Source organism: Acidovorax sp. 94 (assembly GCF_003634645.1).
GTDB lineage: Bacteria > Pseudomonadota > Gammaproteobacteria > Burkholderiales > Burkholderiaceae_C > Acidovorax > Acidovorax facilis.
The window spans coordinates 4796793-4822691 of sequence record NZ_RBJA01000001.1 but is presented as its reverse complement, the minus strand read 5'-3'; the positions used below and the strand labels follow the sequence as shown (position 1 = coordinate 4822691).

Sequence of the window (25899 nt, the reverse complement as noted above, 5' to 3'; positions counted from 1 at the left end):
GCAAGTGTGCCGCGAAACGACCGCTCAGGCCGTCGTACCGGAGACTTCGCCGTGGGGCATCACGCCGCCGCCCAGCGTGGCCAGCGCAGCCGCTGCGCGCGGCCACAGGCTTTGGCGGAATTGGTCGCGAAAGAAACCAAAGTGCCCAATGCGCCGCACCTGCAGGTCGGCCGGCGTGATGCTCTCCACCCGGCGTTCGGTGTTGGCGTACAGGTTCACCAGGTTGTGCGTGCCGCGCAAGGTCATCAGCTCGTCGTCCGCCATCGACAGCGCCAGCACCGGGAACCGCACCGCGCCATAACTCTGCGCCACCGCAGGCCCCTCTGCCCCCACGCTGTAAGCAGGGTCCAGACACCAGCGCCGCCACTGCAGGATCACCCCAGCAGGCAGGTCGCCCACCTTCTTGAGCGTGCGCCCCGGAAAGTACCCGCACAGCCGCGTGGCCAGCGGCACCAGCACCCACCAGAAATACGGAACGATGCGCTTGAGCTGCGGCGCGTTGTCACGCCAGTAGCCGCTGCCTGCAGCCACGCTGAGCAGGCCCGCCACCTGTTCGGGCTTTTTCAGCAAGCCCGGCAACTGCGCGCCCAGGCTATGGCCCAGCAAATACAGCGGCTGCGACGGCAGCGCAGCCTTGGCGGCTGTGATGACCGCCTCATAGTCCTGCGCCCAATCAAACAGATCCGCCTTCACATCGCGCATGGCGCCCTGCAGCGAATCGCCGTGGCCCCGGTAGTCGAACGTGGTGACCCGAAACCCCTGCTGCGCCATCCACAGCGCAAAGGCCTCGTAGAACGACTGCCGCACCCCCATCGCGCCGCCGATGACAACGCTGGCGCGCGGTGCGCCCTCGGGTTCGTAGACACGCAGTGCCAGCGACACTGCACCGTTGACCTGCAAGGTTTGCTTGTTCATGTCTGTCTCCTTGTGTCGAAACCGATCTGCGTCGGCTTGAAAAAGAAAACTATCGCTGAGGATGGGCCCCGGCTTCGACAGGCTCAGCCCGAACGGGTTGGGGGGTCAGTGAAAGCAACCAACGTCTATCACCGCACTTCCCCCTGCCTTCATACCCCACCCTCAAGGGCGTAGCGAGCGGGATCAGCTGCTAGGCGGACGGAGCACAGGAACCGGAACGTACTTCCTGTACGTGAGGATTCCGAGCACCGCCCAACGACGCAGATGGCCCGCGCAGTAGCCAGCTAACTCACAAAGCTTCGATGATGCCGGCGGCGCCTTGGCCGGTACCTACACACATCGTGACCATGCCGTACTTCAGCTTGTGCCGACGCAGCGCATGCACCACCGTCGCTGCGCGGATCGCACCCGTCGCCCCCAGCGGGTGCCCCAATGCAATCGCGCCACCCATGGGGTTCACGTTCGCAGGGTTCAGGCCCAGCGTATTGATCACCGCCAGCGACTGGGCCGCAAACGCCTCGTTCAGCTCGTACCAGCCAATGTCATCGCTCTTGAGACCCGCATAACGCAGGGCCGCAGGAATCGCTTCGATCGGTCCAATGCCCATGATCTCGGGCGGCACGCCGCGCGCTGCGTAGCTCACAAAACGCGCCAGGGGCGTCAGGCCAAACTGCTTCACGGCCTTTTCGCTGGCCACGATGAGGGCACCGGCGCCATCGCTGGTCTGCGAGCTGTTGCCCGCCGTGACACTGCCACGTGCCGCAAACACGGGCTTGAGCTTGGCCAGGCCTTCCAGGGACGTATCAGGACGAGGGCCTTCGTCCAGGCTCACGGTGCGGCGCTTTTCCACCACTTCGCCGGTAGCGAGATTGGGCGAACGCTCCACGATTTCGAAGGGCGTGATTTCGTCGCTGAACTCCCCGGCCTTTTGCGCCTTGATGGCGCGCAGGTGGGATTCGAGGGCAAACGCGTCTTGCGCTTCGCGGCTCACCTTCCACTGCTGGGCGACCTTTTCGGCCGTGAGGCCCATGCCGTAGGCGATGCCCACGTTTTCGTCCTTCGCAAAGATCTCGGCGTTGAACGAGGGCTTGTTGCCGCCCATGGGCACCAGGCTCATGGACTCGGCGCCGCCGGCGATCAGCACGTCGGCCTCGCCCACGCGGATGCGGTCAGCCGCCATCTGCAGCGCGGTGATGCCCGATGCGCAAAAGCGGTTCACGGTCACGCCGCCCACGGGGTGGTCAAACGCCAGGCCCACGGCGATGCGGGCCATGTTCATGCCCTGCTCGCCTTCGGGGAACGAGCAGCCGATGATGGCGTCTTCAATCGCCTTGGGGTCCAGCGTGGGCACCTGCAGCATGGCGCTCTTGATCGCGGCGACCAGCAGATCGTCGGGGCGGGTGTTCTTGAAATAGCCGCGGCCCGAGCGCCCAATGGGCGTGCGCGTGGCGGCGACGATGTAGGCGTCCTGGACTTGTTTTTGAGCCATGGTGAAACTCCTTCAATTCTTGGGGGGGCGGCTGGAAGGAACCCAGGCCCACGTAAATACACATTCGACCGGCTCCACACCGGCTTCGTCGGTGACGGTGACTTTCACCTGCACCTCGCCCTTGTCGCTGGCCCGCATGGCGGCGCGCTGCTCGGCGGTGAGCGTGGCCACGGCCTTCAAGCCGCCCGTGGCGCGCTTCTTGAACGCCATGCTCAGCTCCTTGGCCAGCGGCAGGCAGTCGTCGCGCACGTTCATGCCCACGACCATGCCGGTGGCCGTTTCGGCCAGCAGGTTCATGGCCGAGGCGTGCACACCACCAATGTGGTTTTGCACACGGTGCTCGTTGGCAAGGTGCACTTCGACCCGCTCAGGCGTGAGCGACACGAACTTCACCCCGGCCGTGCCGGTAAAGGGCACAGCCCGGCGCAGGATGATGTTCTGCACGAACCCGCGCATGAAGGCGGGGGCCTCGTCCAGGCGCATCAGCGAGCGCTGCAATTTGTTGGGGGCGTGTTCGCTCATGTCGGTCTACCGGTTATCCATCGACGTCCGGATCAGTTGCGAACCGGCTTGCCGGTGGACAACATGCCCAGGATGCGCTCGTGCGTCTTGGGCTGGGCGATCAGGTGGCAGAACACCTTGCGCTCCAGCGTGAGCAGGTATTCCTCGCTCACCATCGAACCCGCATCCACATCGCCGCCACAGACCACCTCGGCGATCATGGCGCCGATCTTGAAGTCGTAGGCACTGATGAAGCCGCCGTCGCGCATGTTCACCAGCTGGGCCTTGATGGTGGCCAGGCCGCTGCGGCCCGCCACGGGGAACAGGCGCTTGTGCGGTGCACGCCATCCGCTCGCAGCCATGGACTTGGCTTCGTTGATGGCCACGAACAGCAGCTCATCCTTGTGGGGCACGATCACGTCGCTGTCCAGCAAGTAACCCAGCTTGCGCGACTCCAGAGCGCTGGTGCCCACCTTGGCCATGGCGGCGGCGGTGAAGCCTTCGGTCAGGAAAGGCAGGATGTCCTTGGATGTGGAAGCTGCCATGTTCTCGGCCGCGCGGCGGGCGATGTAGGTCAGGCCGCCAGCGCCGGGCACCAGGCCCACGCCCACTTCGACCAGGCCGATGTAGCTTTCCATGTGGGCCACACGCTTGGCGGAATACACAGCCAACTCGCAACCGCCGCCCAGCGCCATGCCATGGATAGCCGCGACGACGGGCACCTGCGCATAGCGGATGCGCATCATCAGGTTTTGCAGCTCCTGTTCGATGCTTTCCACCGCATCGGCGCCGCCGACCATGAAGGCGGGCATGGTGGCTTCCAGATCCGCACCCACGCTGAAAGGCGCGTCGCCAGACCAGATGACCATGCCCTGGTACTCAGACTCGGCCAGTTCCAGCGCTTCCATCAGCGCTTCCATCACCTCGGGGCTGATGGCGTGCATCTTGTTCTTGATGCTGGCGATGAGCACTTGGCCGTCGAGCGTCCAGGTGCGCAGGGCTTTCGATTCAGCAATGGTGGTGCCGGCGGTGCGCCAGTCGGGCAGGCTGGTTTCGCCCAGCAGGGCCTCGGGGAAGATCTGGCGCTCGTACACGGGCAGCTGGCGGCGGGGCACAAACTTGTTCTGCGATGCACTCCACGAACCTTGCGCGGTGTGCACGCCACCGGCGTCGGCCACGGGGCCCTTGAACACCCACTCAGGCAGCGGTGCCTTGCACAGCGCTTTGCCAGCGTCAATGTCTTCCTGGATCATCTTCGCGACTTCGAGCCAACCGGCTTCCTGCCACAGCTCGAAGGGGCCTTGCTTCATACCAAAGCCCCAGCGCATGGCCTGGTCCACATCGCGGGCGTTGTCGGCAATCGTGGCCAGGTGCACGGCGGCGTAGTGGAAGCTGTTGCGCAGAATGGCCCACAGGAACTGGCCGGGCGCGCCTTCGGCGTTGCGCAGCAGGCGCAGGCGCTCGGCAGCGGGCTTCTTGAGCATGCGGGCATACACCTCGTCGGCCTTCTGGCCGGCGGGCACGTACTCTTCGCTTTCCAGCTCGAAACGCATCACATCACGGCCGACTTTCTTGAAGAAACCGGCCTTGGTCTTCTGACCCAGGTTGCCCAGCTCCAGCAGCTTTTTCAGCACGGCGGGCGTGCCAAAGCTTTCGTAGAACGGGTCGGTCTCAATGCTCAGGTTGTCCTGCAGCGTCTTGATCACGTGGGCCATGGTGTCCAGACCCACCACGTCGGCGGTGCGGAAGGTGCCGCTGGATGCACGGCCGAGCTTCTTGCCCGTGAGGTCGTCCACCACGTCGTAGGTCAGGCCGAAGTTCTCGACTTCCTTCATCGTGGCCAGCATGCCCGCGATGCCCACGCGGTTGGCCACGAAGTTGGGCGTGTCGTGCGCGCGCACCACGCCCTTGCCCAGGCCGCTGGTCACAAAGGCTTCGAGCTGGTCCAGCACTTCTGGCTGGGTGGTGGGGGTGTTGATCAGCTCCACCAGCGTCATGTAGCGCGGGGGGTTGAAGAAGTGGATGCCGCAGAAACGGGGCTTGATGCTCTCGGGCAGCACTTCGCTCAATTTGGTGATCGACAGGCCCGAGGTGTTGGACGCCAGGATGGCGTGCTTGGCCACATGGGGAGCAATCTTGGTGTACAGGTCGAGCTTCCAGTCCATGCGCTCGGCAATGGCCTCGATCACGAGGTCGCATTCCTTGAGCAGGTGCATGTGCTCTTCGTAGTTGGCCTGCTGGATCAGCGCCGCGTCGTCGGCCACGCCCAGGGGAGAGGGCTTGAGTTTCTTCAGGCCTTCAACGGCCTTGGTGACGATGCCGTTCTTGGGGCCTTCCTTGGCGGGCAGGTCGAACAGCACCACGGGCACCTTCACGTTGACGAGGTGGGCGGCAATCTGCGCGCCCATCACGCCTGCGCCGAGTACGGCGACTTTTTTCACTTGGAATCGGGACATAGGTTGGGTTCCTGGTTGGGGCGTTGCGCAACACCGCAGGGGGCGCGCAAGGCCACGGGAATGGGGTTTACTGGACGCGGATCCAGGTTTGCGTGCGGCCGAACGGGCCGATCGAGCCGCGCACTTCGAGCTTCTTGCCGCCCTCGACGGGGGTCATGCGCAGGGTGTAGTTGCGGCCGTTCTCGGGGTCGAGAATCTTGCCGCCCTCCCACACCTCTTTGCCGTCGGCCTTCTTGGCGCCACGGATGATCTCCAGCCCGAGGATGGGCTTCCCCTTGCGGTCGTCCGAGCACTCGTCGCAGACCTCATCGGGCTTGGCATCCTTGGACAGGCGCTTTTCCAGCGCTCCGTGCAGCACGCCGCCGCCAATGTCGCGGATGCGGATCTCGGCCTTGGCCTCGCCGGTCTTGTCATCGATGTTGCGCCACAGGCCTTCGGGCGTCATCTGCGCCCAGGCCGGTAGCGCACCCGCTACCAAAACAATAGCTGCTACCGCTTTGAACATCTGCGCTCCCTGGCAAAAAGGCTTGAAATCCGCATCCGGCGCCGATCAGGCCAGGGCCAGATCGGTGTCCATCAGCACCTTGCTGCCGGCGCGGGCGGTGCGCATCAGCGTCGCCGTTTCGGGGAACAGCTTGGCGAAGTAGAAGCGCGCGGTCTGCAGCTTGGCGCCGTAGAACGGGTCGGTGTTGCCGGCTCCGATCTCGCGCAGGGCGACCTGGGCCATGCGGGCGAACAGGTAGCCGAACACCAGGTGGCCGGCCACGCGCAGGTAGTCCACGGCGGCGGCGCCCACTTCGTCGGGGTTCTGCATGCCCTTGAAGCCGATCTCGGTGGTGAACTTGGTCATCTGGTCGCCCAGCATGGCGACGGGGTTGATGAACTCGGCCATCTTCTCGTTCACGCCTTCTTCTTCCACCAGCTTGCCGATCAGCTTGCCCAGCTTCTTGAGCGTGGCACCGTTGTTGCCCAGGATCTTGCGGCCCAGCAGGTCCAGCGACTGGATGGTGTTGGTGCCTTCATAGATCATGTTGATGCGGTTGTCGCGCACGTACTGCTCCATGCCCCATTCCTTGATGAAGCCGTGGCCGCCGAAGACCTGCATGCACGCGTTGGTGCTGATGTGGCCGTTGTCGGTGATGAAGGCCTTCACGATGGGGGTGAGCAGCGCCACCATCTCTTCGGATTCGGCACGCACCTTTTCATCGGGGTGGCTGTGCACCTTGTCCAGCAGCAGCGTGCAGAAGATCTGCAGTGCGCGGCCGCCTTCGGCGTACGCCTTGGCGGTGAGCAGCATCTTGCGCACATCGGGGTGCACGATGATGGGGTCGGCATCCTTGTCCTTGGCCTTCACGCCCGACAGGCTGCGCATCTGGATGCGGTCCTTGGCGTAGGCCAGTGCGTTCTGGTAGGCCACTTCGGTCAGGCCGAGCGACTGGTTGCCCACGCCCAGGCGGGCGGCGTTCATCATCACGAACATGGCGGCCAGGCCCTTGTTGGGCTGGCCCACCATGGTGCCGATGGCGCCGTCGATGGCGATCTGCGCGGTGGCGTTGCCGTGGATGCCCATCTTGTGCTCCAGGCCCGTGCAGAAGATGGGGTTGCGGTCGCCCAGCGAGCCGTCGGCATTGATGTTGAACTTGGGCACGACGAACAGGCTGATGCCCTTGCTGCCCTTGGGCGCATCGGGCAGGCGGGCAAGCACCAGGTGCACGATGTTGGCGGTCATGTCGTGTTCGCCGGCGCTGATGAAGATCTTGTTGCCGGTGATCTTGTAGGTGCCGTCGGCCTGGGGTTCGGCCTTGGTGCGCAACAGGCCCAGGTCGGTGCCGCAATGGGGTTCGGTCAGGCACATGGTGCCGGTCCACTCGCCGCTGGTCAGCTTGGGCAGGTACAGGGCCTTTTGCTCTTCGGTGCCGTGGGCGTGCAGGGCTTCGTACGCGCCGTGCGACAGGCCGGGGTACATGGTCCAGGCCTGGTTGGCCGAGTTCATCATTTCGTACAGGCACTGGTTCAGCACGAAGGGCAGGCCCTGGCCGCCATAGGCGGGGTCGCACGACAGCGCCGCCCAGCCGCCTTCGACGTACTTGGCGTAGGCGTCCTTGAAGCCCGACGGGGGCTTGACTTCGTGCGTGGCCTTGTCGAGCACGCAGCCTTCGGTGTCGCCGCTGATGTTGAGCGGAAAGGTCACTTCGGCGGCGAACTTGCCGGCTTCTTCGATCACGGCGTTGATGGTGTCCACATCCACCTCGGCATGGGGTGGCATTGCCTTGAATTCATCACTGACCTTGAGCACTTCGTGCATGACGAATTGCATGTCGCGCAGCGGCGGCGTATAGGTAGGCATGGGTTTACTCCTTGGATGTGGTGGTTTGGTTGGAAACTTTGCGGCGCGCCACTGTGGGTGCCTTGGCTGCCGCTGTCGGCGCGCTGTAACGCGCCAGAATGTTGTGAAAGCCCACGACAGCCCGGTCGATGGAGCCCGGGGTCTGCAGGAACCGCGCCTCGTAGTGCAGCGCGAGGATCAGGCCGTGGATCTCGAAGAGCATCTGCTCTTCCTTGGTGTCGGCACGCAGTTCGCCCAGTTCCTTGCACTGCTCGATGGCGCGGCGCATGGCGGCATGCCAGGTCAGCACCGAACTGGCCAGCGCATCGCGCACGGGGCCGGTACGGTCATCGAACTCGACCGCGCCGCTGATGTAAATGCAGCCCGAGTCGATTTCGATGGAGGTGCGCTTCATCCAGTTGTCGAACAGCGCCGACAAACGCGCCACGCCACGGGGGGCGGACATGGCGGGGTAGAACACTTCCTGCTCGAAGCGGGTGTGGTATTCGCGGATGACGGAGATCTGCAACTCTTCGCGGGAGCCAAAGTGGGCGAAAACGCCCGACTTGCTCATGCCCGTGACATCGGCCAGCGCCCCGATGGACAGGCCTTCCAGCCCGATGTGCGTGGCCAAGCCCAGCGCGGCCTCGACGATGGCCGCCTTGGTCTGCTGGCCTTTTTGCAAGGCACGGCCGGTACCACTGCGAGCGCGCGGGATGCGGGTGACCTGGCTGGATGAAGAGGTGGCGGACATGCGGGCAAATAAAAACGAACGTTCGTTCTATTCTGCAGCAAATTCTCCGCCCGACCAAAACCCCCGGAAAAAATAGGGAGGCCCACCCAAACCATTCGTTGCGGCGGTGCCACCCTCTGCCCCACCCCATCGCTTCCGCCCCCGCCACGGGGCCGCCCACGGCAGGCGGCACCTAGGCGGTGGTATCAGAGGATCAGCGCCAGGCTGGCTTCCAGATGTTCCGACGGCAGGCGCTTGAAACCCGAGCGCGCGTAGCGTTGCAGGCGCCCCACGGCAAACGCCGTGAGCACGCTGGCCGCGACCTGGGCATCCACAGTGGGCGTGGCAGAGCCCGCCACCGCCGGGCGCAGGCACTGGCGCAGGGTGGATTCGATGCGGTCAAAAAACTGGTTCATGCGCTGCTGCAGGCGCTCGTGCTCAAACACCAGGGCATCGCCCACCATCACGCGCACCATGCCGGGGTTGCGCTCGCCAAACTGCAGCAGCAACGCCACGATGCGCGCAGCCTGGCGCGTGCCCACTTCGGCAGACTGGTCCGGATCGGGTACATCGCGGCCGGTAATCTGCTGGACCAGGGTGAACACGGTCTGCTCGATGAAGTCGATCAACCCTTCGAACATCTGCGCCTTGCTGGCGAAGTGGCGGTACAACGCGGCCTCGCTGACTGAAAGACGCGCCGCCAACGCGGCGGTGGTGATGCGCTCTGCCCCGGGTTGCTCGAGCATGGCCGCCAGCGCTTGCAGGATCTGTACGCGCCGCTCACCCGGCTTGGGCCGTTTGCGCGCAGCCGGAGTTTCGCCCCCGTCGTCGGTACTGGCTGGCTCGGGGAGGGGCGAAAGTTCAGACATGCAGGGACAAGGGCTGGGGTAAGGCCATGCGGCCAAGGGCACCCTGCGCCGGGTTCACATGCCAGGTGGGCATGCACCGGCCTGCGGCAGGGCGTAAATCATGTGTGGAAATGATTCTCGCACAGGCCCTGGGGCGGCCCCATGGGCACGGGCGAGAGCAGTTGCCGCTACGCCGATTTACAGCGGAAACACCACAGTCACCAGCAGGCCGTGCCCCAGCGGGCCGGTGCCCAGCGTGAGGGCAGCGCGGTGCACGCGCGCAATTTCGTCGGCAATGGCCAGCCCAAGCCCCGTGCCCTCGCCCACCGTACCGGGCACCCGGTAAAAACGCTGCATGACTCGCCCTCGCTCGGCATCGGGCACGCCAGGCCCATCGTCTTCCACCTCGATGAACACACGTGGCGGCCCTGCGCGCCCTTGGCGCATGCCACAGCGTATGGTCACAATGCCGCCCGCCGGGGTGTACTTGATGGCGTTGTCCACCAGGTTGGACAACAACTCGCGCAGCAGCCAGCCATGGCCGGTGACATGCACGGGCTGGACTTCCAGCCCCAGGTCCAGCCCCTTGCCGGTGGCTGGGTCGAGAAAGGTCTCCAGCAGGGTTTCGCACAGGTCCTTGAGATCTACGCGCTGGGGCGGCTGCGCGTCCAGGCTGCGCGCATCGGCGCGCGACAGTGCCAGCAGCTGGTGGGCAAGCTGCGAAGTGCGGCGCGTGGCATTGCGCAGCTTCTCGATCTGGTCAACTCCTAAAACAATAGCACCTTTCGCTTGCCCATCGTGCGCTAGCGGCAATTTTCCCTCAAGATTTGACAAGGACACCCGGGGTGGTGCCGCGGCCTTGGCCATCATGGCCCAGGCTTCGACCTGTGCCTGCAGGCCCGCCAGCGGGGTGCGCAGCTGGTGCGCCGCATCGGCCACAAAGCGGCGCTGCCCTTCCGCCTGCGCATTGACCAGTGCAAACAGGCGGTTGAGCGAGTGCACGAGCGGGCGCACCTCGGCGGGAGACGAGGCTTCGTCGATAGGGCTCAGGTCACGCGGCGAACGGTGCTCCACCGCTTCGGCCAAGTCCACCAGCGGTTTGAAGGCCCGGCCCACAGCCCAGTGGATGGCCAGCGCGGCGGCGGCCACCAGCACCAGGTTGGGCAGCAGCACCCGCAGCAGGAGCTGCTGCGCCCATTGCTGGCGCGGGTCAGACCCGTCGGCCAGCGCCACTACCAGTTCGCCAGCCCCGGTGCGACCACGCTGCACCGCCACCCTATAGGTCACCCCGCCAAACTCAACGCTGTGGAATTCGGGCGCATGGGTGGTGGGCACGGCACTGTGCACCCAGTCGTCGCCCAGCAGCAGGCGTCCAGAGATGTCGCGCACGCTGTAACCCGCAAACCCGGTGTTCTGGCGCAGAAAGTCTTCGACCGGAGGCGCCAGCAGCAGCAAGGGCGGCTCGTGGTCACGGATGGACGGGGCCAGCACCGAATCTGCCAGTGCGGGCAACAGCCGCAGCAGCCGCTGGTCGTGCCGCCCGGCGGCCTCGTCGGCCGAGCGGTAGTCGAGCCACACGCCCACCAGAGCCAGCGCGCACAAAGGCAGCACCAGCAAGATCAGCAGCCGATTGCGCAGGTCGGAGGTCATGGCACGCAGGCCGGGGCGTGGGGAAGGGATGGCTCGGTCCGGCGGCGTCATCATGATCCTTACCGACGGCTTCAGCCAGGCCGGTTCCGCTCAGGCGGCCTGGAGTTCAAGCCGATAGCCGAACCCGCGGATCGAACGCAGCGCCACGCCATGCGGCTCCAGTTTGCCGCGCAGCCGGGAGACGTAGACCTCCACCGCGTTGGGCGTGATCTCCTTGTCCCAACCCGTCAGAGCCTGCAGAAGCTTGTCCTTGCTGGCAGGCTTGGGGGCATTGATGAGCAGGTACTCCAGCACAGTCCATTCACGCGGACCGAGCTCAATGACCTGCTCCCCGTCCCCGGTGCGGATGCTGGCGCGGCGGCCAGCCGTGTCCAGCTCCAGCGGGCCAAAGCTCAACACCGCTGTGGTCGCGGCCTGCGAGCGGCGCAGCAGGGCGCGCAGGCGTGCCAGCAGTTCAGGCAACTCGAAGGGCTTGACCATGTAGTCGTCGGCCCCGAGGTCCAGCCCCTGCACGCGGTCGTGCAGTGCATCGCGCGCGGTGAGGATCAGTACCGGCAGGGCGGGGCTTGCCATATCAGGGCGGCGCAGGCGGCGGGTGAGTTCCAGCCCGTCCATAGCCGGCAGGCCGATATCGATGATGGCCGCGTCGAACGACTCGGTGCGCAGCACCTCTTCGGCGCGCTCACCGCTTCCGACCCAGTCCACGGCGTACCCCGCGTCAGTCAACCCCAGCTTGATGCCGCTGGCAACCATCACATCGTCTTCGACCAGCAAGAGTCGCATATCAACCCACTTGTTCGCTGTGCATAGCAGCATGCCCGATAGGCTGGCGCAGCCTCATCCGGCGGCCGCCGCGCAAGGCCCCCCAATACCTTGTACTGGCGCTGGCGACGTCACCCACCCCGCGAAGCGAGAGCAGGGAGAAGGCGCGAAGCGACTCAGAGGGATGGACCATTTCAATGGCTACGAATCATGGTCCCGTAGGCCTGGTCGGTCAGGATTTCGAGCAGCATGGCGTGCGGCACACGCCCATCAATGATGTGCACTGCGTTCACGCCGGCCTTGGCAGCATCCAGCGCTCCCGCAATCTTGGGCAGCATGCCGCCAGAGATGGTGCCGTCGGCAAACAGCGCGTCGATCTCGCGGGCCGTCAGGTCTGTGAGCAGATTGCCCGCCTTGTCCAGCACGCCGGGCGTGTTGGTCAACAGCATCAGTTTTTCAGCTTGCAGCACCGTGGCCAGCTTGCTGGCCACCACGTCGGCGTTGATGTTGTAGCTCTCGTTGTTCTCACCAAAGCCGATGGGGCTGATGACGGGGATGAAGGCGTCGTCCTGCAGCGCCTTGACCACACTCGGATCGATGGAGACGATGTCTCCCACCTGCCCCACATCGTGCTCGATGGACGGGTTCTTGTTGTCCACCATCTTGAGCTTCTGCGCACGGATCATGCCGCCGTCGCGCCCCGTCAGGCCCACGGCCTTGCCGCCGGCCTGGTTGATCAGGCCCACGATGTCCTGCTGCACCTCGCCGGCCAGCACCCACTCGACCACTTCCATGGTCTCAGCATCGGTCACGCGCATGCCCTGGATGAACTCGCCCTTCTTGCCCAGGCGGTTCAGCGCCGTCTCAATCTGAGGTCCGCCGCCGTGCACGACCACGGGGTTCATGCCCACGAGCTTGAGCAGCACCACGTCCTCGGCAAAGTCGGCCTGCAGCGCGGGGTCGGTCATGGCGTTGCCGCCATATTTGATGACCATGGTCTTGCCATGGAACTTGCGGATGTAAGGCAGCGCCTGGGCCAGGATTTCAGCCTTGTCGCGCGGGGCAATCGAAAGAAGGTCGGTCATGGAGGCGGGCCATCCAGAGAAAACGGTAAGGCGCAAATTGTGCCGCATTCGCGCGGCGCGCTGGGTTTGCCCGCGCACCCGCCGTCAGTGGCGCAACCAGTTGGGTACCTTGAAACGCACAATGGCCAGGTAGGCCATCACATAGCTGATGACGAACAGGCCGCAAAACGCCATCAGCAGCGGGGTATTGCTCCAGAACAGTACCGCAGGCACCACCGTCAGCAAGGTGAAGCCCCACAGGTAGGGGGATGTGCGGTTATTGCGCATCAACACCCTGCGCGATTCATCGTCATGGAAGACACCCCGAACAATGCGACGGTAAATCAATTGGTGGAAGTGCAGCGCATCGGCCACGCCGGGGGAAACGCCCCGCACGGTCTTGCGGTAAATCGAGAAGATCGTTTCCCATACGGGGTAGATCAACAAAAGCATGGGGAACCAGGGCGAAACATCGGCGTTGCGCTGCACCAGGGAAATGCTGGCCAGGGCGATCACGCCGCCCCACACGTAGGCACCGCCATCCCCCGCGAACAGCATGCCGCGCGGGTAGTTCCAGACCAGAAACCCGCCCGTCGCCGCCGCCGTGGACACCAACAGCGCAGCCAGCGCACGGTCCCCCACCTGCAGGGCCACATGGGCCAGCGCCAGGCAAACGATCAGAGCCACCATGCCCGCCAGGCCGTTGTAGCCATCAATGATGTTGAATGCATGGGGAAGTCCCGCAACCGCCAGAACAACCACCGCAACGCCCAGCCACGGAGCAGCGGCCAGCAAAGAATCCAGCCAGGGCCACCCCATGCGCGGCAAGGTCAGATCCAGCAGGATCACCGCCAGAGCGCCGGATGCACCGGTCAGGCTCAACCGGTAACGCACGGACAGGCGCTGGGTCATGTCCTCCGCAATGCCGCCCAGCGCGGCGGGCAGCAAGGCCACCAGCCAACCCCCCACCCAAGCTCCGAGCTTCAGCGAGCCAGGATCACCCCAATGGGTAGATTGAAGAACACCAAGGCCCCAACTGCACCCAATGCCCAGAAGCAGTGCGGCGCCCCCCAAGCGGGGAACGTCCCCCAGATGAAAGCGTTGGGGCATGCCGTTGCCGTACACGGAAGCGTGGCTGTGCATCCACCGCACGATGAACCCTGCCGCCAACGCTGCAACGATGAATGCCACCACAGATAACCAGATCATGAGCGGCCGATGGTACCCGCACTCGGTCCCAGTGCCTGTAAGAAAGCGCTATCCACGCAGCCCCATCCCAGCGGGCTGGGGCTGTTGGCATGCTGCAAGGATGCCATGTGAGGAGAACCTGGCAAGACGCCACCACGAAGGTCCGAGCCTGAATCAGGCCGTCCCCCCGACAACCCCGAGGGGGCCATGGAGAGGTTCATGCGGTCAGAACCCGGGGCCACTACCGAAGCAAGCCACGGTAAAAACGCATCACCTTTTCCACGTACTGCTGCGTTTCGGGATACGGAGGGATGCGCCGACCATACTTGATCACGGCACCTTCCCCTGCGTTGTACGCCGCCAGCGCCAGTTCCTTGTCGCCATCGAACATGCGCAGCAGATCGGCCAGGTAGCGGGTGCCAATCTGCGCATTCACTTTGGGTTCCATCGCGGCATGCTCTCCGTCTGACGAAGGGCGCGCTGCAACCCCATAACGCTCAGCCGTTGCCGGCATGACCTGCATCAGCCCCAACGCACCTTTGCGCGAAACGGCTTTCACATTGAAGGCCGACTCTGCTGCCGCGACGGCAATCACAAATGCGGGGTCCAGCGACTGCGCCACCGCCGCCGCTTCCAGGTGCTGCTTGACGTCGTCATAGCCTGGAAACTGCAGTGCAGAGGGGCTGCGATCCTTGCCCTTCACCACCGAGGCGGGAGGCACACGGCTGAGCCAGATCACACCCCGCGTAGCCGCCGAAGGAGGCACATTGCCGATGTGGGTTACGCCCTCCCCATCCACAAACTCCCACACCTGGTTCGCCCAGGAGGATGGCAACCATCCCCCAAGCAGAAAAACCAAGAGCATGACACCACGCATGACCGTCCCAAGCGATGGGAGGTCGCGCTCGTCAGACTCCTTCCAAAACAGACTCATGGTTCTCATTTGACCTCGCGCCCTTCGCGAAAGAAACTTTTCAGCCCAGCACCGACCCGTTGAAACCAGGAGGCCGCTGCCTCGGGCTCAGGCTCCGGCCATGCCTCCCCCCGCCTTGAACGGATCAGCCGGGCGGGCATACCTGCAGCCACCATGCCCGCCGGGACATCCTGTCGTACCAGCGCCCCGGCTGCCACGACCGCGCCACGGCCAATCGTCACGCCCTCTAGAACAATCGCGCCAGCACCGATCCAGGCGCCGTCTTCCACAACGATTCTTGCCCGGGTGATTCGGTTGCGCGCAATCACCACATCCCCCCCATCGATGGCATGGCCGGCAGACAGCAGCTTGGCATGGGGGCCAATCAGGACATCCTCACCAATCTCCAGGCCACCTTCACCCGACAGGTAGCCTCCCACATTGACGATGGTACGGGCTCCGATGCGGATACCCACGCAGGGATCTGCTACCACATCGCCCAGCACCAGCCGTGTCTGGGCATAGATACTGACCCCGTCGGCCAGGCACAAGACATCGGAGCGCTGGCCGAAACGCATGACCGAGACGGACGGGTCGATCCGACATTCGGCGCCCATGCGATCCACACCTGCGTGTGACGCCGTGAAAGCAGGAATTCCCAGCAGCATGTCCGTCATGTTCACCGGCTGTGATGCGAGCCCATGAGCCTGCGCCAACGGCTGCGCCATGCGCGATCGTTCAGTTCCGCCGTCCTGGCCTGCAACGCTATTTGCGTGGTCGCAAGCTCAGACTCCACCAGTGTCTTTTCGGATCGCAGCGAACCCACCTCTGTGCGCAACTCATTGATCTCTTGCTGGAGTTTCCCAATGAGGTCCTTGGCTTCCGCAAAGGCCTTCTGGTGCTCCAGCAACGAAGCTCGTTCGCGCTGGTGCAGCACCGTCAGTGCTTGCAACTCGTCGCGCAAGCTTTCCGCCATGCCCCGAGCCTCTTTCAGCTCCCACGTTGGGGCATCCACAGAAGGCGTGACCACCACCATCCACTGGTAGACGTCAAAGTCCTGCCACCCAGCCAACAACGCCTGGCGCTGGTCGCCCGACAGGGCGCTCCAGTAGCCGGCGAATTCGCTGCATTCAACGGGTACCCTATTGGCTTCCCAGACCCGGGGAGCCCATCCGCAGTCCAGCAACATCTTCTCCATGCTGCGTTTGGTAAAGAAACGGACATGGGTCCTGTCCAGTTGGCCCTTGTCGGAATAGTCAAAGATGCCGCTTCGCATAGAAGCCAGAACCCCGGCATAGGCGATGTTCGGAACGGAAATCAGTAGACAGCCCATGGGAGCGACCAACTCACTCAACCGCTGCAGCACATCCTCGGGCTTTCTGAGGTGTTCCAGCACATCACACGCCATCACCGTATCAAACTGCCGACCCTTGAGCGCATCCAGCCAGTCGGTGTTGTCCAGATTTCCAGGGATGACCTCCACGTCCAGTGTCTTGAGCACTTCCAGCGCCTCGGGGTCGTTTTCCACCACCGTGACGCGATAGCCCCGAGCCAGGAGAACACGGGTCATGGCGCCAGGGCCCGGCCCAAGCTCCAAGACCGAGCCGCCACCTGGTGGTACGCGGCGCAGCAACCGAGCGGCCCACTCCTCACCATCCGGGTCGAATGCGTAGTCGTATCGCTCAATATTGGTCATGCATTTCCCTCCGCCTTTGGCGCCGGTTCGGGCTGCCACATCTGATCCCACAATCCCCACTGCCACCATGCCCAAGGCCGGGCCAGAACATCCTGCTCCAGCCGCTGGATGACTCTATCGATCGCCTGCCTGGGATTTTCCGGCAATGGCTCGACGACAACCTCCAGATGGTCAGGGCGTCGGGAATAAGTCACAGCATGCAGCAGCGGAACGCCCGTGGATTGCGCCAGACGCTCAATACCTGTGGGCAGACTCAGGTTTCCGCCCAGAAAAGGGTTACCACGCAAGCGGCCAAACTCAGGTCGCCATGCATCAGCCAGAATCACCCACGCTTGCCCCGCCCGCAGGCTTTCATGCACCGGGCGCAGCCCTTCACTCGTGGTGTGCCATTTTCCACCGGTCACCTCGGTATAGCCTTGAATTTTTCGCAGCAAAAAACGGCGCTGCGCAGCCTCAAGCTCCGGGTTGTCCAAGACCGGCATGGTCAGAACATTGGTGGCGACACCCTCCCTCGCCAAAGCAACCGGGGCCGTCAGAAGCCGGTCATAGTGATTGAGAACCAGTATGAAGCCCTTGCCTTGGCGAGCCAGGCCTTTGGCAAACTCGGCACCTTGCAGATCAATGGTCGGCCCTCCGGAACGGCCCAGGCGGCTGAAGGCCATGGCATCCACCATCTCCTGCGCTAACATGTCCAAGTGGGCACGAGCCCATTGCGCATGCTGCCCCCCCGTGGCTTGCGGGAAGACCCGGACAAACAAGCTTTCGAGCCAGCGCAGCAGGTGCTCGCGCTCCGCAGCTGATTCCCGCCCTATCCGCCCGGCCAGCCGCCAGGGCAGGGTCGTAGGCAGCCGGGCAATGAAAGGGAATAGCAGGTCCAGAGACCAGGCTCGCGTCATTCCACCAGCACCCATTCGTGTTCCAGCCAGGCAACACCAAACTCCCGGTGCTTCTGGTTCAGCACGGTAAAGGGCTGGATAAGTTCCGCCATGTCCAGCACCTGGATACCTGAATCATCCAGGACATAGACGCTCCAGAGGTATTCACCCGACAGGAGCGGTAAGCGTGGGAACCTGGCGCGAATGCGGTGGCTGCCAGTGCCCTGCAGCGGCTTACCCTCGGCACGAAACTGCGTGCTCGTGCCAAAAACGTTGTCCTTGTCCGGGCGAACAATTGCAAACAACACATGAAACGGCGCGTCAGCATAGGACTCGATCTCGATCTCTACCGACAGATCCTGAAACGAATCCACCTGCGCAGGGTTGATGCCGTCCCCCGTTTCGATCGTCAGGCCTGCGATTTTTACCAGCGGTGCTCCCGACGAAGACGCCGCTGCGGGCTGCGCCGCTTCATCCTTTTTTGCAGCCTCATGGGCTTCGACGCGCAGGTGGGCATACCTGCGTCGCTCATGGGATTCGTAGGCGGTCACCACGTCCTCGGTCGCTCCGATCGCTTGCACGCGACCACCGTGTATCCATGCCGCCCGCTGACAGAGGCTTCGTACCTGATACAGGTTGTGGGAACAGAAAAGCACCGTGGCGCCTCGCTCACGAAGCTCCAGAATACGATTGAGACTCTTCTTCTGGAAATGCAGGTCGCCCACGGAGAGCGCCTCGTCCACGATCAATACATCCGGATCGATGGCCGTCGCAGCGGCAAAAGCCAGCCGCATGAACATGCCCGATGAGTAGGTCTTCACCGGCCGCTCCAGCGTCTCCTTGGTCAACTCCGAGAACGCAGTGGCACGGACAATGAAGTCCTCCATGGCGGTGCCCTCCAGCCCATGCAACGCGGCCATGAAGCGGATGTTGTCGTAGCCGGACTCCTCCGGGTGAAACCCCGCGCCAAGCTCCAGCAACGCGGCAACGCGGCCTTCTTGAAACACCTGCCCACGGGTGGGACGGATGGTGCCTGCCGCGATTTTCAGCAAGGTGCTTTTGCCCGCACCGTTTTCACCGATGAGGCCAAACGTTTCGCCGGCCTGCACCTCAAAATCCACCCCGGTCAAAGCGACATGTATACGGTGGCGCTGCTTACGCGTCACCCACTCCCAAAGCCGGTCCTGCGGACGGCTGTAGACCATATAGGTCTTTTCAATGCCTTCAAAGCGGATCGTCATGGCTTTACAAGGCCTCGCCCAGTGCAGACTTCATGGAGCGGAAGAACCACCACCCCCCTCCACCCAGCAACAACACCCATACGGCCAAGGCCACGGGGGTTCCCGGCGGTACCGGCATATGCAATACAGTGCTCTGCACCATCAGGACCAGGCACGCTACGGGGTTGAAAAGGAACCAGCTGTGGAATTTCTCCGGCACCTGGGACAGGGGGTATACGACAGGTGTCAGGTAGAACCAGAGCTGTAGCGCGAAGGCCACCATGGAGCCCACATCACGCCACAGAAAGTGGGCCATGCTCAGCAGCAACGTAAGACCAAAGGTCAGCGCAATCTGGGCCAGCACCAGAATCGGTAGCCAAGCCAGTGACGCGTAAGGCCCCACACCCTGCACCACCGACAAGACAATCAACAGCGCATAGCCAATACCCAGAACGAGCAGGCTGCCGCCAACGGACACTGCGGGCAGTATCTCCGCAGGCATAGGCTGCTTGCGCAGAAAATCCTCGTACGCCGCCAAAGACCCAACCCCCCGGCCAATGGCATCGGTAAAGGGCAGCCAGACTGCAAGCCCTGCCAGAAGGTGCAGCAGATACCCATTGTTCACGTCCAGCCCGGGCACCCGCACCGCCAGCACCAAGCCAAAAAGAACATAGAAGATAGCCAGCGTGGCTACGGGCTGAACAAAAGCCCAGGCAAAACCCAATACCGAACCGGCATAGCGCGTCTTGAACTCGCGCACCATCCAGTACCGCCAAAGCACCCACAACTGGCGCGCATTGCGCGGCGCTGCCGATGAGACCCCAGTGGAATGGGAAACAGGGCGCGTCATGCTACCGTCCGCAACCATTCGACCGATTTGGCCACCCCGTCCTCGAAAGCCATCGTCGGCTTCCAGAACAGCTCGTTCTGGGCACGCTGAATGTCCAACACATTGACCGGTGGGTCAAAAGCACGCGCAGGGAATACACGCCGTTCTACGGCATGCCCCAACAACTGCTCCAGTGTGTGCACAATATCGTTGACGCTGTGCCCTGCACCACCGCCAATGTTGAATATCCGGGTCTCCCCCTCATGGCGCGCCGCTGCTGCGAACGCATATCCCACATCCGCAGCGTAAACAAAATCGCGCACCACGGACCCGTCCCCCCACACATCCAGCGGTTGCGCATTGAGCGCACGGTGTGCAAAAACGGCAATCACACCTTGGACCCCATGGGGTTGCTGCCACTCACCGTAGGGATTGCTCAAACGCAGAATCCGGCATGGCAGGCCATGCTGTGCCTCTTCGATGCGCAAGTGGTGCTCAATCGCCAGTTTGGTGGCGCCGTAGGCCCCCATGGGCATGGTGGGGTGGGCCTCACACAAAGGCACATACTGCGGCCGCCCGTACACCGCCCCACCGGATGACGCAAACAGCAACTTGGGGCGCGCGGCCTTTTTGCGCAATTCCTGAAGAAGGCGCAAGGTTCCCACCAGATTGGTCTGGACATCCTGGATGGGGTCCTCACTGGCCGTGGCCGGCACCGTGGAGGAAGCGAGGTGAACAATCACGTCTGCCCCCCCCACCACATCCCACCAGGAGGGCAGGTCAAAACAATCTGCCTGCACCTCTCCCGCCAGCCAGGGAGCACTACCCGCAGCCGACAATGACCGGTCTACCGACCACACCTCTGCGCCTTCCGACGCCATGGCACGCCCAATATGGCGCCCCAGAAACCCAGCACCTCCCAGAATCGCGCAACGCATCAGGAAGCCTCCACTTGCTGCTGGGTGCGCGCGTGCAGCAGGGCTGCTACAAAGTCCTTCGCAACCATGTCCCAAGTCTGCGCCCGCGCAAACTTTTCGGCCCGCGCGCTCAAGGCATGGCGCCGTTCATCGTTCTGCAATAAGTCACAGACTGCATCCGCCAACCCCTCGGGCGAAGACTCCGCCAAAGCGGCCACGTCTTCATTGAGGAGCCATTCCACATTGGGCCCCCGATTCGAAACCACAGCACAACCCGAAGCCATCAACTCCAGGGGCAACAGCGATGCATTCGTGAGCGACAGAACCAGCGCCACATCGCACTGGCTGTAGAGATCCGGCAGATCATCGAGCGCCACGGTTCCACACCCCAGGTGTGGAAACGGAATGTGATAGCCAGCCGTGTCCCAGCCTGCCAGTACGAACTGGACGTCGGGCATTCGCTCCCACACTGCATTCAGCACCAGAAGTCCTAACTCAAACGCCCTGCGGGGCGTGGGGGGACGCGCGTAGAAGAAAACCCGGCGAATTTCCGGCTCCCTGCGCGGCAAGCGCCGGTAACGCTCTAGTTCCACTCCAAAACCTACCGGGTGGGTGGTCATGCCATATTCGTTCGCCAACTTGCTGGCCAGCCAGCCGCCCGCCGTGATGCCGAAAAATCCAAAGCTGTAAGTATTCTGTGCCAGGACCGACTCCGACCCGACGGGGTAAAAATGCGGCTCGTAGTCCTGTACAAAGTAGAGCTTGTGCTTCGCGCCCGTAAAGGCGCGTACGGTGTAGGCAGTGTCCCATCCCGTAGCAACGGAGAATTCGCACGGCGGCAGATCTTCAAGACCCAACAACACCTGCGCCTGAAGCGGAAAGAAGTGCTTCCGAATGGCCTCGCGGGCCTCCTGCGCATCGTGGTGCATGACGGGCTTGCCGATCACGATACTGGAGGTGTAGCCCATCTGCTCCAGATGCCAGATGGTGCGGAAGATGTTCAGATGGCCACCGGACCCGACATTGAAGTCAGGAATGAACCACAGCAAGGTGCCCGGCTTGGCCTCACCCGACTGGGCAGGCAAGACATAAGGCAGGGCAAAGTCGTAGTGGCGAAAGACATCCACATACCTCCCTGGGCCTTGGCGCAGGCGACGCACCACAGCACGCAGGGCGGCAAAAACGCCTTCCTTGCGCGCCATTTCTTTCACACGCCAAATCTTCTTGGACAGATTCAACGCCATGGTCAGACAGCTCCCGCACGCTGCAATTGCTCATCGCGCGACACCGAGCGCAGCAGCCAAGCGGGCAAACGGTCATGGTGCGTGCCCAGGTATTGTCCCGAAACCCTCGCCATTTCAATGAAGCCCATGTAAATCGCATTTTTACAAAGGCGCCAGCCCTGCAGCCCCCCGCTGCGCAACCAGCCAAGATCCCGCTTAGCCAAGTACAGACCAGACTTCAAAGCCTGCGCCAAGCTGTCCTGAATGCGATAGCCAAAGTAGAGATGGAATGAGCGTGCTTCGTCAAAATTGCGCTGCAACGTCTCCCACACACCGAAATCGTGCGAATGGTAGACCACCGCATCTGGCACAAAGGCCTTCGCGTGCCCCGCCTCAATGGCGCGCAGCGCCCATGTCTGGTCCTCTGCAAATGCCACTTCTGGCAAAGGCAATTGCTCCCACACCGAGCGGCGAATGCATGAATTGTTGCTGGAGAAAAAGTGCAGCCACTGGCGATAACCAGGATCTCTGGCAAACCGGGCGGGGTCTTCAAGGCGAACCACAGACAGCTTGTCACCAAAGCCGGCAAAATGCTGATTCAGCTCACAGTGCGTAACATGCCGCGCTTGGGGATGGGCTCGATGAGGACCAAAAGCCCCCGCGACGCCTGGCTCAGCATCGCAGCCCTGCACCATGTTATACAGCCATTTGGGGCCCGCAGGTCGCGCGTCTTGCGTGATAAACACCAGAAACTGCCCCCTTGCCATGGAAGCCAGTAGATTGCGGGTACGGCCGTGGCCGAACTCTGCAGCAGGAATGGTCTCTACACGAACACCACGCTGCCGGGCACATTCCACAGAATTATCGGATGAACCGGAATCCACCACGATAACCTCGAATGGCCAAGGTGCTTGCTGCGAGAGCACAGCATCCAGCACTTCACCCAGCAAGGGCCCTCCGTTCTTGACGGGGATCAACACGGAGGCGCGTATTTCAGTCATTGTCTAGGTGCAGCAAGGGCTCGCTCAGGGTACGGCGTCATATGCCCTGCGCCTGACAGCGACTCAGGGCGACAGGCCTAGCGATCCGCAAAACCTGCCATTGTACTGTGCACCCTTTGTAATCAGCCGTGCCCGCCAACCCCCAAGGCTCCGGACGCCCGCTAATTTGCTGCAGACTGTTTCGAGAACATGGCCCTGATCGCAGCACCATCCAAATCCACCCCGTACTTCTTGAAAAGATCCTCCCGGACTTTCTTGCTTCCCTCTTGGCGGCAGTAAGTGACTGCGCGGGTGGGCACGGAAACCGCCACATCACCCCAGGCCAGCTGGCGGCCTTCACGTTTTTCGTCTACTTTAAAGAGATAGGCAAAATCACCCTCCCGAATTGGACCTACCATTTCACCCTGCTTGGTAGTGGCCAGCACACGCAGGACGCTAGCGTCTTCTTCAAAAAGGGTAACCCAACCCAGATCTCCCTGGGCATCAAGCTTGTACACGGATTCCGCCTGCTTGGCCAAATCGTCAAACGATTTTGCACCGGAGGCCACTGCCTGGGCTTGCTTCATCAACCATGCCGCTGCGGGCTCACCCTCAAGGGACTCAGAAGCCGGGAGAATCACGCGACTCAACCGCGCCATGGGAGGCACCCTAAAAGCCTGGGGATGATCCTGGAAGAACTGGCGAGCGGCAGTTTCGTCCGCCGGAGGCTTGCAGGCTGGCGCGAGCTTGGTATACACAGCCTGGGCATAAACATCATCAAAACGCTGCGCCTCCCTGCCCTCTTCTCGGGGCTGGCCCATTGCGGTACCTTCCAACGCTAATGCCCGGACCAAGGCCATTTCCCGCAAGGTGGTTTGCACACCCCAGACGTTCCGGCTGGTGGAGCGCAAATCCACTCGACGGTCCAGATACACGGACAAATCAGCCTTGGTAATGGTTTCACCATTGGCAAAGCGCACCAGCGCCTCCCCAGCCCCAGCCGTAGAGACTGCGACTGCCAGAGCAACAGCAACAAAAGCGCGGGGCCAATTCAAGTTCTGCGAAAAATGACTCATAGCAATATTTAAGAAGAACACATACTCAAAGGCGCTCAGCCGCACGGTCCCACAGTGGGCCGTAAATTACGTCCACCACGGCATCCACCGAGTTGAGCACTACCAGATCACGCTCACCATCACCATCCAGATCAATCAGTTGCAAGCCGGTGGAGAACCCACCGGTCTTCAACCACCGCGTTTCCAGCACCTTGGCGTCGGCATCAAGACGCTGCAGATAAAGCTTTGCATCTTCACCCCAAACCACGAGATCGTCGGACAACGGCGCTACCGAAACACTGCCGGTCAGAGGGGACTGGATCCATTGGAGTTCCCCGCTTTGCATGTTGATGCGAGCGTTGCGCGAACCCGTCTCCAACGACACATACAGCCAATGGCCCGACGGTGACGGCCGGGCTTGGCGTGCGATGGCAGCAAAGCTTGCGAGAACACGCGGTGTTGCCAGCAAATCCGCATCAGACACCGCCACTACTTTGCGATCATCCAGACACGCCACCGCAATACCCCCCCCTTGTGTGCCAGGAAGTTTGCTCACGCGCACTGGATGCCACGGAGCCTCGCACCAGCGGGTTTTTTTTGACGTAGCGGCCTGGCGATTGTCCTCATGCCAGTCGATCCACGACACTTCCTTACCACTGTAAGGCGTCGCCAGGAATTTGTACTGCCCTTGCGAGGCGTTGACCAGAATCACATCTCGCGGCGCAAAACCCACGACCGCCTGGTGGACACGCACCATGCGCTCACCCTCAATGCGAAAGATATCCAAACTGCCTGTGGCCTCCACCGCCGCTGCGACCAAGCTGTCTGACAGCCAGATCGCAGAGTCCGGGTGATACGCCACCGTTTGACGATCCAACAAACGCGAGGTTCTGCCATCAATTTTGTGCAAGGCCACCTTCCCTTCCTCGTGCTCAATCATTACGAGGCGGCAACCCATAGCAGCAAAACAACGCGCCTCCCCCCCCCACACCATGGGGGCTTCAATCTTGATACGGTCGATCCCACCTTGGGGCGCCTGTACGGCCGGGGATGCGACGGCCCCCGCACCCGCGACTGGCTGCATCTGACAACCCGCAATCATCACTAGGCACGCCACCACACCCAACCAGCAAAAGTGAACAGAACGTGACAATTTCATGAAAACTCCACAAGCAAAAAAAATGGCGCCAGTTTGGCGCCATTTTTTTGACAACACCCAAAGGATGTTGCCAAGTTTTATTTCTTTTGCTGCATGCAGCACCGAGGTGCCACATGCATCAAGAAATATTAGTTGTGCGAACCGAGAACCGATTGCACAGCACCGAAAGCAGGTGCGCTGATCAGGCTGTACGTGAAGACGGAACCACCCAGGGTGTACAGGGTGCCGGAAGAAGGAGCACCCACTGCAGGCGCTGCCACTGGACTCCACTCGATGAAACCATCGGTGAAGTTGGCAGGACGGCCAGGAATCGTTTCTGGGTTGAAGAACGAGAGTTCGGCTTCAGCCAGAGCGAAGTTCACCGACTTACGGTTTTGAGCCGCGTCGTACATGTTAACCGTGTGGGTACCACGGTGATCACCGGTCGACCACACCACAATGCGGGTTTCCAGACCAGCATCCAGAGTTCCGTCAACTGCGTAGCGCATGCTGAAAGCAGGCGTAGCGTTTGGACCAACGGGCACAGCACGCGCACCAGAAACAGCCAGCAGGTTCAGCGGGCCCAGGGTCGTCAGATCGGAACCTGTCGCCAAGGTCAGAGGGCCGTCGATAACTGGAACAAATGCAACGTCCTGCGCGGCAGTGTTCACTTGGAAAGCATTGGCACCAATAGCACCCACACCCATGCCACCAGCGGCATTAGCCACATTACAAGCGTTAGCTGCAGTGGTAGTACCAACGGTGTTGGCACCCACAGCGAACACCAGGTAACCACGAGTGCCAGCCAAGCCGGTACCGGATTGTTGCGACCAGATGAAGGGCTCGTAGTCCTTGTTGGTCAAGGGAAAGCAACCATCGGTCACGTGGTTGGAGTTCGCATCGAAGAACGTCCAGAACACGGGAACAACGCCGCCGGTTTGGTTGATGATACCCACAGCAGTGGTATCGGTGTCGCCGTTGTGGATCACGTTAGGAACCACGAAACCATTGCTGAACGTACCCACGGTGTACGCCTGCGCCACACCAGCACTCAGCGCAGCGGCTGCAACGGCTGCCATTGCAAATTTTTTCATCTTCTCAGTCCTTAGATAATTGAAGGA

Annotated in this window: 24 protein-coding genes; all 24 read right to left on the bottom strand. The window is 62.4% G+C overall.

Annotated features, from left to right (window positions below; all coding sequences use genetic code 11):
- Positions 1–24: 24 nt before the first annotated feature.
- Positions 25–915, bottom strand: coding sequence for an alpha/beta fold hydrolase (locus C8C94_RS22235; RefSeq protein ID WP_121422255.1), 891 nt, complete (start codon positions 913–915; stop codon positions 25–27).
- A gap of 289 nt (positions 916–1204) precedes the next feature.
- On the bottom strand, positions 1205–2404 hold the full coding sequence (locus C8C94_RS22230; protein ID WP_116748882.1) for an acetyl-CoA C-acyltransferase: 1200 nt from the start codon (positions 2402–2404) through the stop codon (positions 1205–1207).
- A gap of 12 nt (positions 2405–2416) precedes the next feature.
- Positions 2417–2926, bottom strand: coding sequence for a DUF4442 domain-containing protein (locus C8C94_RS22225; RefSeq protein WP_056059404.1), 510 nt, complete (start codon positions 2924–2926; stop codon positions 2417–2419).
- A 32-nt stretch (positions 2927–2958) separates the two neighbouring features.
- Positions 2959–5361, bottom strand: a complete 2403-nt coding sequence (locus C8C94_RS22220; RefSeq protein WP_121422254.1) for a 3-hydroxyacyl-CoA dehydrogenase/enoyl-CoA hydratase family protein — start codon at positions 5359–5361, stop codon at positions 2959–2961.
- Between the two features lie 67 nt (positions 5362–5428).
- Positions 5429–5866: a DUF2147 domain-containing protein gene (locus tag C8C94_RS22215; RefSeq protein ID WP_056745869.1), complete on the bottom strand. Its 438-nt coding sequence runs from the start codon at positions 5864–5866 to the stop codon at positions 5429–5431.
- Positions 5867–5911: 45 nt separating this feature from the next.
- On the bottom strand, positions 5912–7708 hold the full coding sequence (locus tag C8C94_RS22210) for an acyl-CoA dehydrogenase C-terminal domain-containing protein (protein WP_121422253.1): 1797 nt from the start codon (positions 7706–7708) through the stop codon (positions 5912–5914).
- A 4-nt stretch (positions 7709–7712) separates the two neighbouring features.
- Positions 7713–8441, bottom strand: coding sequence for a TetR/AcrR family transcriptional regulator (locus tag C8C94_RS22205; protein WP_121422252.1), 729 nt, complete (start codon positions 8439–8441; stop codon positions 7713–7715).
- A gap of 185 nt (positions 8442–8626) precedes the next feature.
- Entirely contained in the window at positions 8627–9289 is a 663-nt protein-coding gene (gene slmA / locus C8C94_RS22200) for a nucleoid occlusion factor SlmA (protein WP_121422251.1), read from the bottom strand.
- A 177-nt stretch (positions 9290–9466) separates the two neighbouring features.
- Positions 9467–10918: a sensor histidine kinase gene (locus C8C94_RS22195; RefSeq protein ID WP_121422250.1), complete on the bottom strand. Its 1452-nt coding sequence runs from the start codon at positions 10916–10918 to the stop codon at positions 9467–9469.
- Positions 10919–11008: 90 nt separating this feature from the next.
- A complete protein-coding gene (locus C8C94_RS22190; protein ID WP_055396780.1) occupies positions 11009–11701 on the bottom strand; it encodes a response regulator transcription factor in 693 nt (230 codons plus the stop codon).
- 173 nt (positions 11702–11874) lie between these two features.
- The gene (gene argB / locus C8C94_RS22185) at positions 11875–12765 is read right to left on the bottom strand and encodes an acetylglutamate kinase (protein WP_055396782.1); all 891 of its coding nucleotides are present in this window, start codon (positions 12763–12765) and stop codon (positions 11875–11877) included.
- An 84-nt stretch (positions 12766–12849) separates the two neighbouring features.
- On the bottom strand, positions 12850–13953 hold the full coding sequence (locus C8C94_RS22180) for a glycosyltransferase family 4 protein (protein ID WP_029413975.1): 1104 nt from the start codon (positions 13951–13953) through the stop codon (positions 12850–12852).
- Between the two features lie 220 nt (positions 13954–14173).
- On the bottom strand, positions 14174–14797 hold the full coding sequence (locus C8C94_RS22175) for a lytic transglycosylase domain-containing protein (RefSeq protein ID WP_370449755.1): 624 nt from the start codon (positions 14795–14797) through the stop codon (positions 14174–14176).
- A gap of 74 nt (positions 14798–14871) precedes the next feature.
- Positions 14872–15522: a DapH/DapD/GlmU-related protein gene (locus tag C8C94_RS22170; RefSeq protein WP_228897400.1), complete on the bottom strand. Its 651-nt coding sequence runs from the start codon at positions 15520–15522 to the stop codon at positions 14872–14874.
- Positions 15523–15524: 2 nt separating this feature from the next.
- Positions 15525–16541 carry a bifunctional 2-polyprenyl-6-hydroxyphenol methylase/3-demethylubiquinol 3-O-methyltransferase UbiG gene (locus C8C94_RS22165; protein ID WP_121422248.1) on the bottom strand — a complete coding sequence of 339 codons (1017 nt, stop codon included), beginning with the start codon at positions 16539–16541 and terminating at the stop codon, positions 15525–15527.
- Positions 16538–17437, bottom strand: coding sequence for a lysophospholipid acyltransferase family protein (locus tag C8C94_RS22160; protein WP_199727037.1), 900 nt, complete (start codon positions 17435–17437; stop codon positions 16538–16540). The genes C8C94_RS22165 and C8C94_RS22160 overlap by 4 nt, the downstream gene beginning before the upstream one ends.
- Positions 17434–18657: an ABC transporter ATP-binding protein gene (locus tag C8C94_RS22155; protein WP_121422246.1), complete on the bottom strand. Its 1224-nt coding sequence runs from the start codon at positions 18655–18657 to the stop codon at positions 17434–17436. The genes C8C94_RS22160 and C8C94_RS22155 overlap by 4 nt, the downstream gene beginning before the upstream one ends.
- A 4-nt stretch (positions 18658–18661) precedes the next feature.
- Positions 18662–19486: an ABC transporter permease gene (locus C8C94_RS22150; RefSeq protein ID WP_233573547.1), complete on the bottom strand. Its 825-nt coding sequence runs from the start codon at positions 19484–19486 to the stop codon at positions 18662–18664.
- The gene (locus tag C8C94_RS22145) at positions 19483–20403 is read right to left on the bottom strand and encodes an NAD-dependent epimerase/dehydratase family protein (protein WP_121422244.1); all 921 of its coding nucleotides are present in this window, start codon (positions 20401–20403) and stop codon (positions 19483–19485) included. Before C8C94_RS22145 ends, C8C94_RS22150 begins: the two co-directional genes overlap by 4 nt.
- Positions 20403–21626 (bottom strand): glycosyltransferase family 4 protein, encoded by a 1224-nt coding sequence (locus tag C8C94_RS22140; protein WP_121422243.1) that lies wholly within the window; start codon positions 21624–21626, stop codon positions 20403–20405. Before C8C94_RS22140 ends, C8C94_RS22145 begins: the two co-directional genes overlap by 1 nt.
- A 2-nt stretch (positions 21627–21628) precedes the next feature.
- Positions 21629–22585, bottom strand: a complete 957-nt coding sequence (locus C8C94_RS22135) for a glycosyltransferase family 2 protein (RefSeq protein ID WP_233573545.1) — start codon at positions 22583–22585, stop codon at positions 21629–21631.
- A 182-nt stretch (positions 22586–22767) separates the two neighbouring features.
- Positions 22768–23706, bottom strand: coding sequence for a peptidyl-prolyl cis-trans isomerase (locus C8C94_RS22130; protein ID WP_233573544.1), 939 nt, complete (start codon positions 23704–23706; stop codon positions 22768–22770).
- A complete protein-coding gene (locus C8C94_RS22125) occupies positions 23687–24901 on the bottom strand; it encodes a VCBS repeat-containing protein (RefSeq protein ID WP_147433292.1) in 1215 nt (404 codons plus the stop codon). Before C8C94_RS22125 ends, C8C94_RS22130 begins: the two co-directional genes overlap by 20 nt.
- 26 nt (positions 24902–24927) lie before the next feature.
- Positions 24928–25872, bottom strand: a complete 945-nt coding sequence (locus C8C94_RS22120; RefSeq protein WP_121422240.1) for a hypothetical protein — start codon at positions 25870–25872, stop codon at positions 24928–24930.
- Positions 25873–25899: the final 27 nt, after the last annotated feature.

Coding starts and splice junctions, on each gene's coding strand:
- C8C94_RS22235 (WP_121422255.1), bottom strand. CDS start 915: ATGAACAAGCAAACCTTGCAGGTCAACGGTGCAGTGTCGCTGGCACTG.
- C8C94_RS22230 (WP_116748882.1), bottom strand. CDS start 2,404: ATGGCTCAAAAACAAGTCCAGGACGCCTACATCGTCGCCGCCACGCGC.
- C8C94_RS22225 (WP_056059404.1), bottom strand. CDS start 2,926: ATGAGCGAACACGCCCCCAACAAATTGCAGCGCTCGCTGATGCGCCTG.
- C8C94_RS22220 (WP_121422254.1), bottom strand. CDS start 5,361: ATGTCCCGATTCCAAGTGAAAAAAGTCGCCGTACTCGGCGCAGGCGTG.
- C8C94_RS22215 (WP_056745869.1), bottom strand. CDS start 5,866: ATGTTCAAAGCGGTAGCAGCTATTGTTTTGGTAGCGGGTGCGCTACCG.
- C8C94_RS22210 (WP_121422253.1), bottom strand. CDS start 7,708: ATGCCTACCTATACGCCGCCGCTGCGCGACATGCAATTCGTCATGCAC.
- C8C94_RS22205 (WP_121422252.1), bottom strand. CDS start 8,441: ATGTCCGCCACCTCTTCATCCAGCCAGGTCACCCGCATCCCGCGCGCT.
- slmA (WP_121422251.1), bottom strand. CDS start 9,289: ATGTCTGAACTTTCGCCCCTCCCCGAGCCAGCCAGTACCGACGACGGG.
- C8C94_RS22195 (WP_121422250.1), bottom strand. CDS start 10,918: ATGACCTCCGACCTGCGCAATCGGCTGCTGATCTTGCTGGTGCTGCCT.
- C8C94_RS22190 (WP_055396780.1), bottom strand. CDS start 11,701: ATGCGACTCTTGCTGGTCGAAGACGATGTGATGGTTGCCAGCGGCATC.
- argB (WP_055396782.1), bottom strand. CDS start 12,765: ATGACCGACCTTCTTTCGATTGCCCCGCGCGACAAGGCTGAAATCCTG.
- C8C94_RS22180 (WP_029413975.1), bottom strand. CDS start 13,953: ATGATCTGGTTATCTGTGGTGGCATTCATCGTTGCAGCGTTGGCGGCA.
- C8C94_RS22175 (WP_370449755.1), bottom strand. CDS start 14,797: ATGCTCTTGGTTTTTCTGCTTGGGGGATGGTTGCCATCCTCCTGGGCG.
- C8C94_RS22170 (WP_228897400.1), bottom strand. CDS start 15,522: ATGACGGACATGCTGCTGGGAATTCCTGCTTTCACGGCGTCACACGCA.
- C8C94_RS22165 (WP_121422248.1), bottom strand. CDS start 16,541: ATGACCAATATTGAGCGATACGACTACGCATTCGACCCGGATGGTGAG.
- C8C94_RS22160 (WP_199727037.1), bottom strand. CDS start 17,437: ATGACGCGAGCCTGGTCTCTGGACCTGCTATTCCCTTTCATTGCCCGG.
- C8C94_RS22155 (WP_121422246.1), bottom strand. CDS start 18,657: ATGACGATCCGCTTTGAAGGCATTGAAAAGACCTATATGGTCTACAGC.
- C8C94_RS22150 (WP_233573547.1), bottom strand. CDS start 19,486: ATGACGCGCCCTGTTTCCCATTCCACTGGGGTCTCATCGGCAGCGCCG.
- C8C94_RS22145 (WP_121422244.1), bottom strand. CDS start 20,403: ATGCGTTGCGCGATTCTGGGAGGTGCTGGGTTTCTGGGGCGCCATATT.
- C8C94_RS22140 (WP_121422243.1), bottom strand. CDS start 21,626: ATGGCGTTGAATCTGTCCAAGAAGATTTGGCGTGTGAAAGAAATGGCG.
- C8C94_RS22120 (WP_121422240.1), bottom strand. CDS start 25,872: ATGAAAAAATTTGCAATGGCAGCCGTTGCAGCCGCTGCGCTGAGTGCT.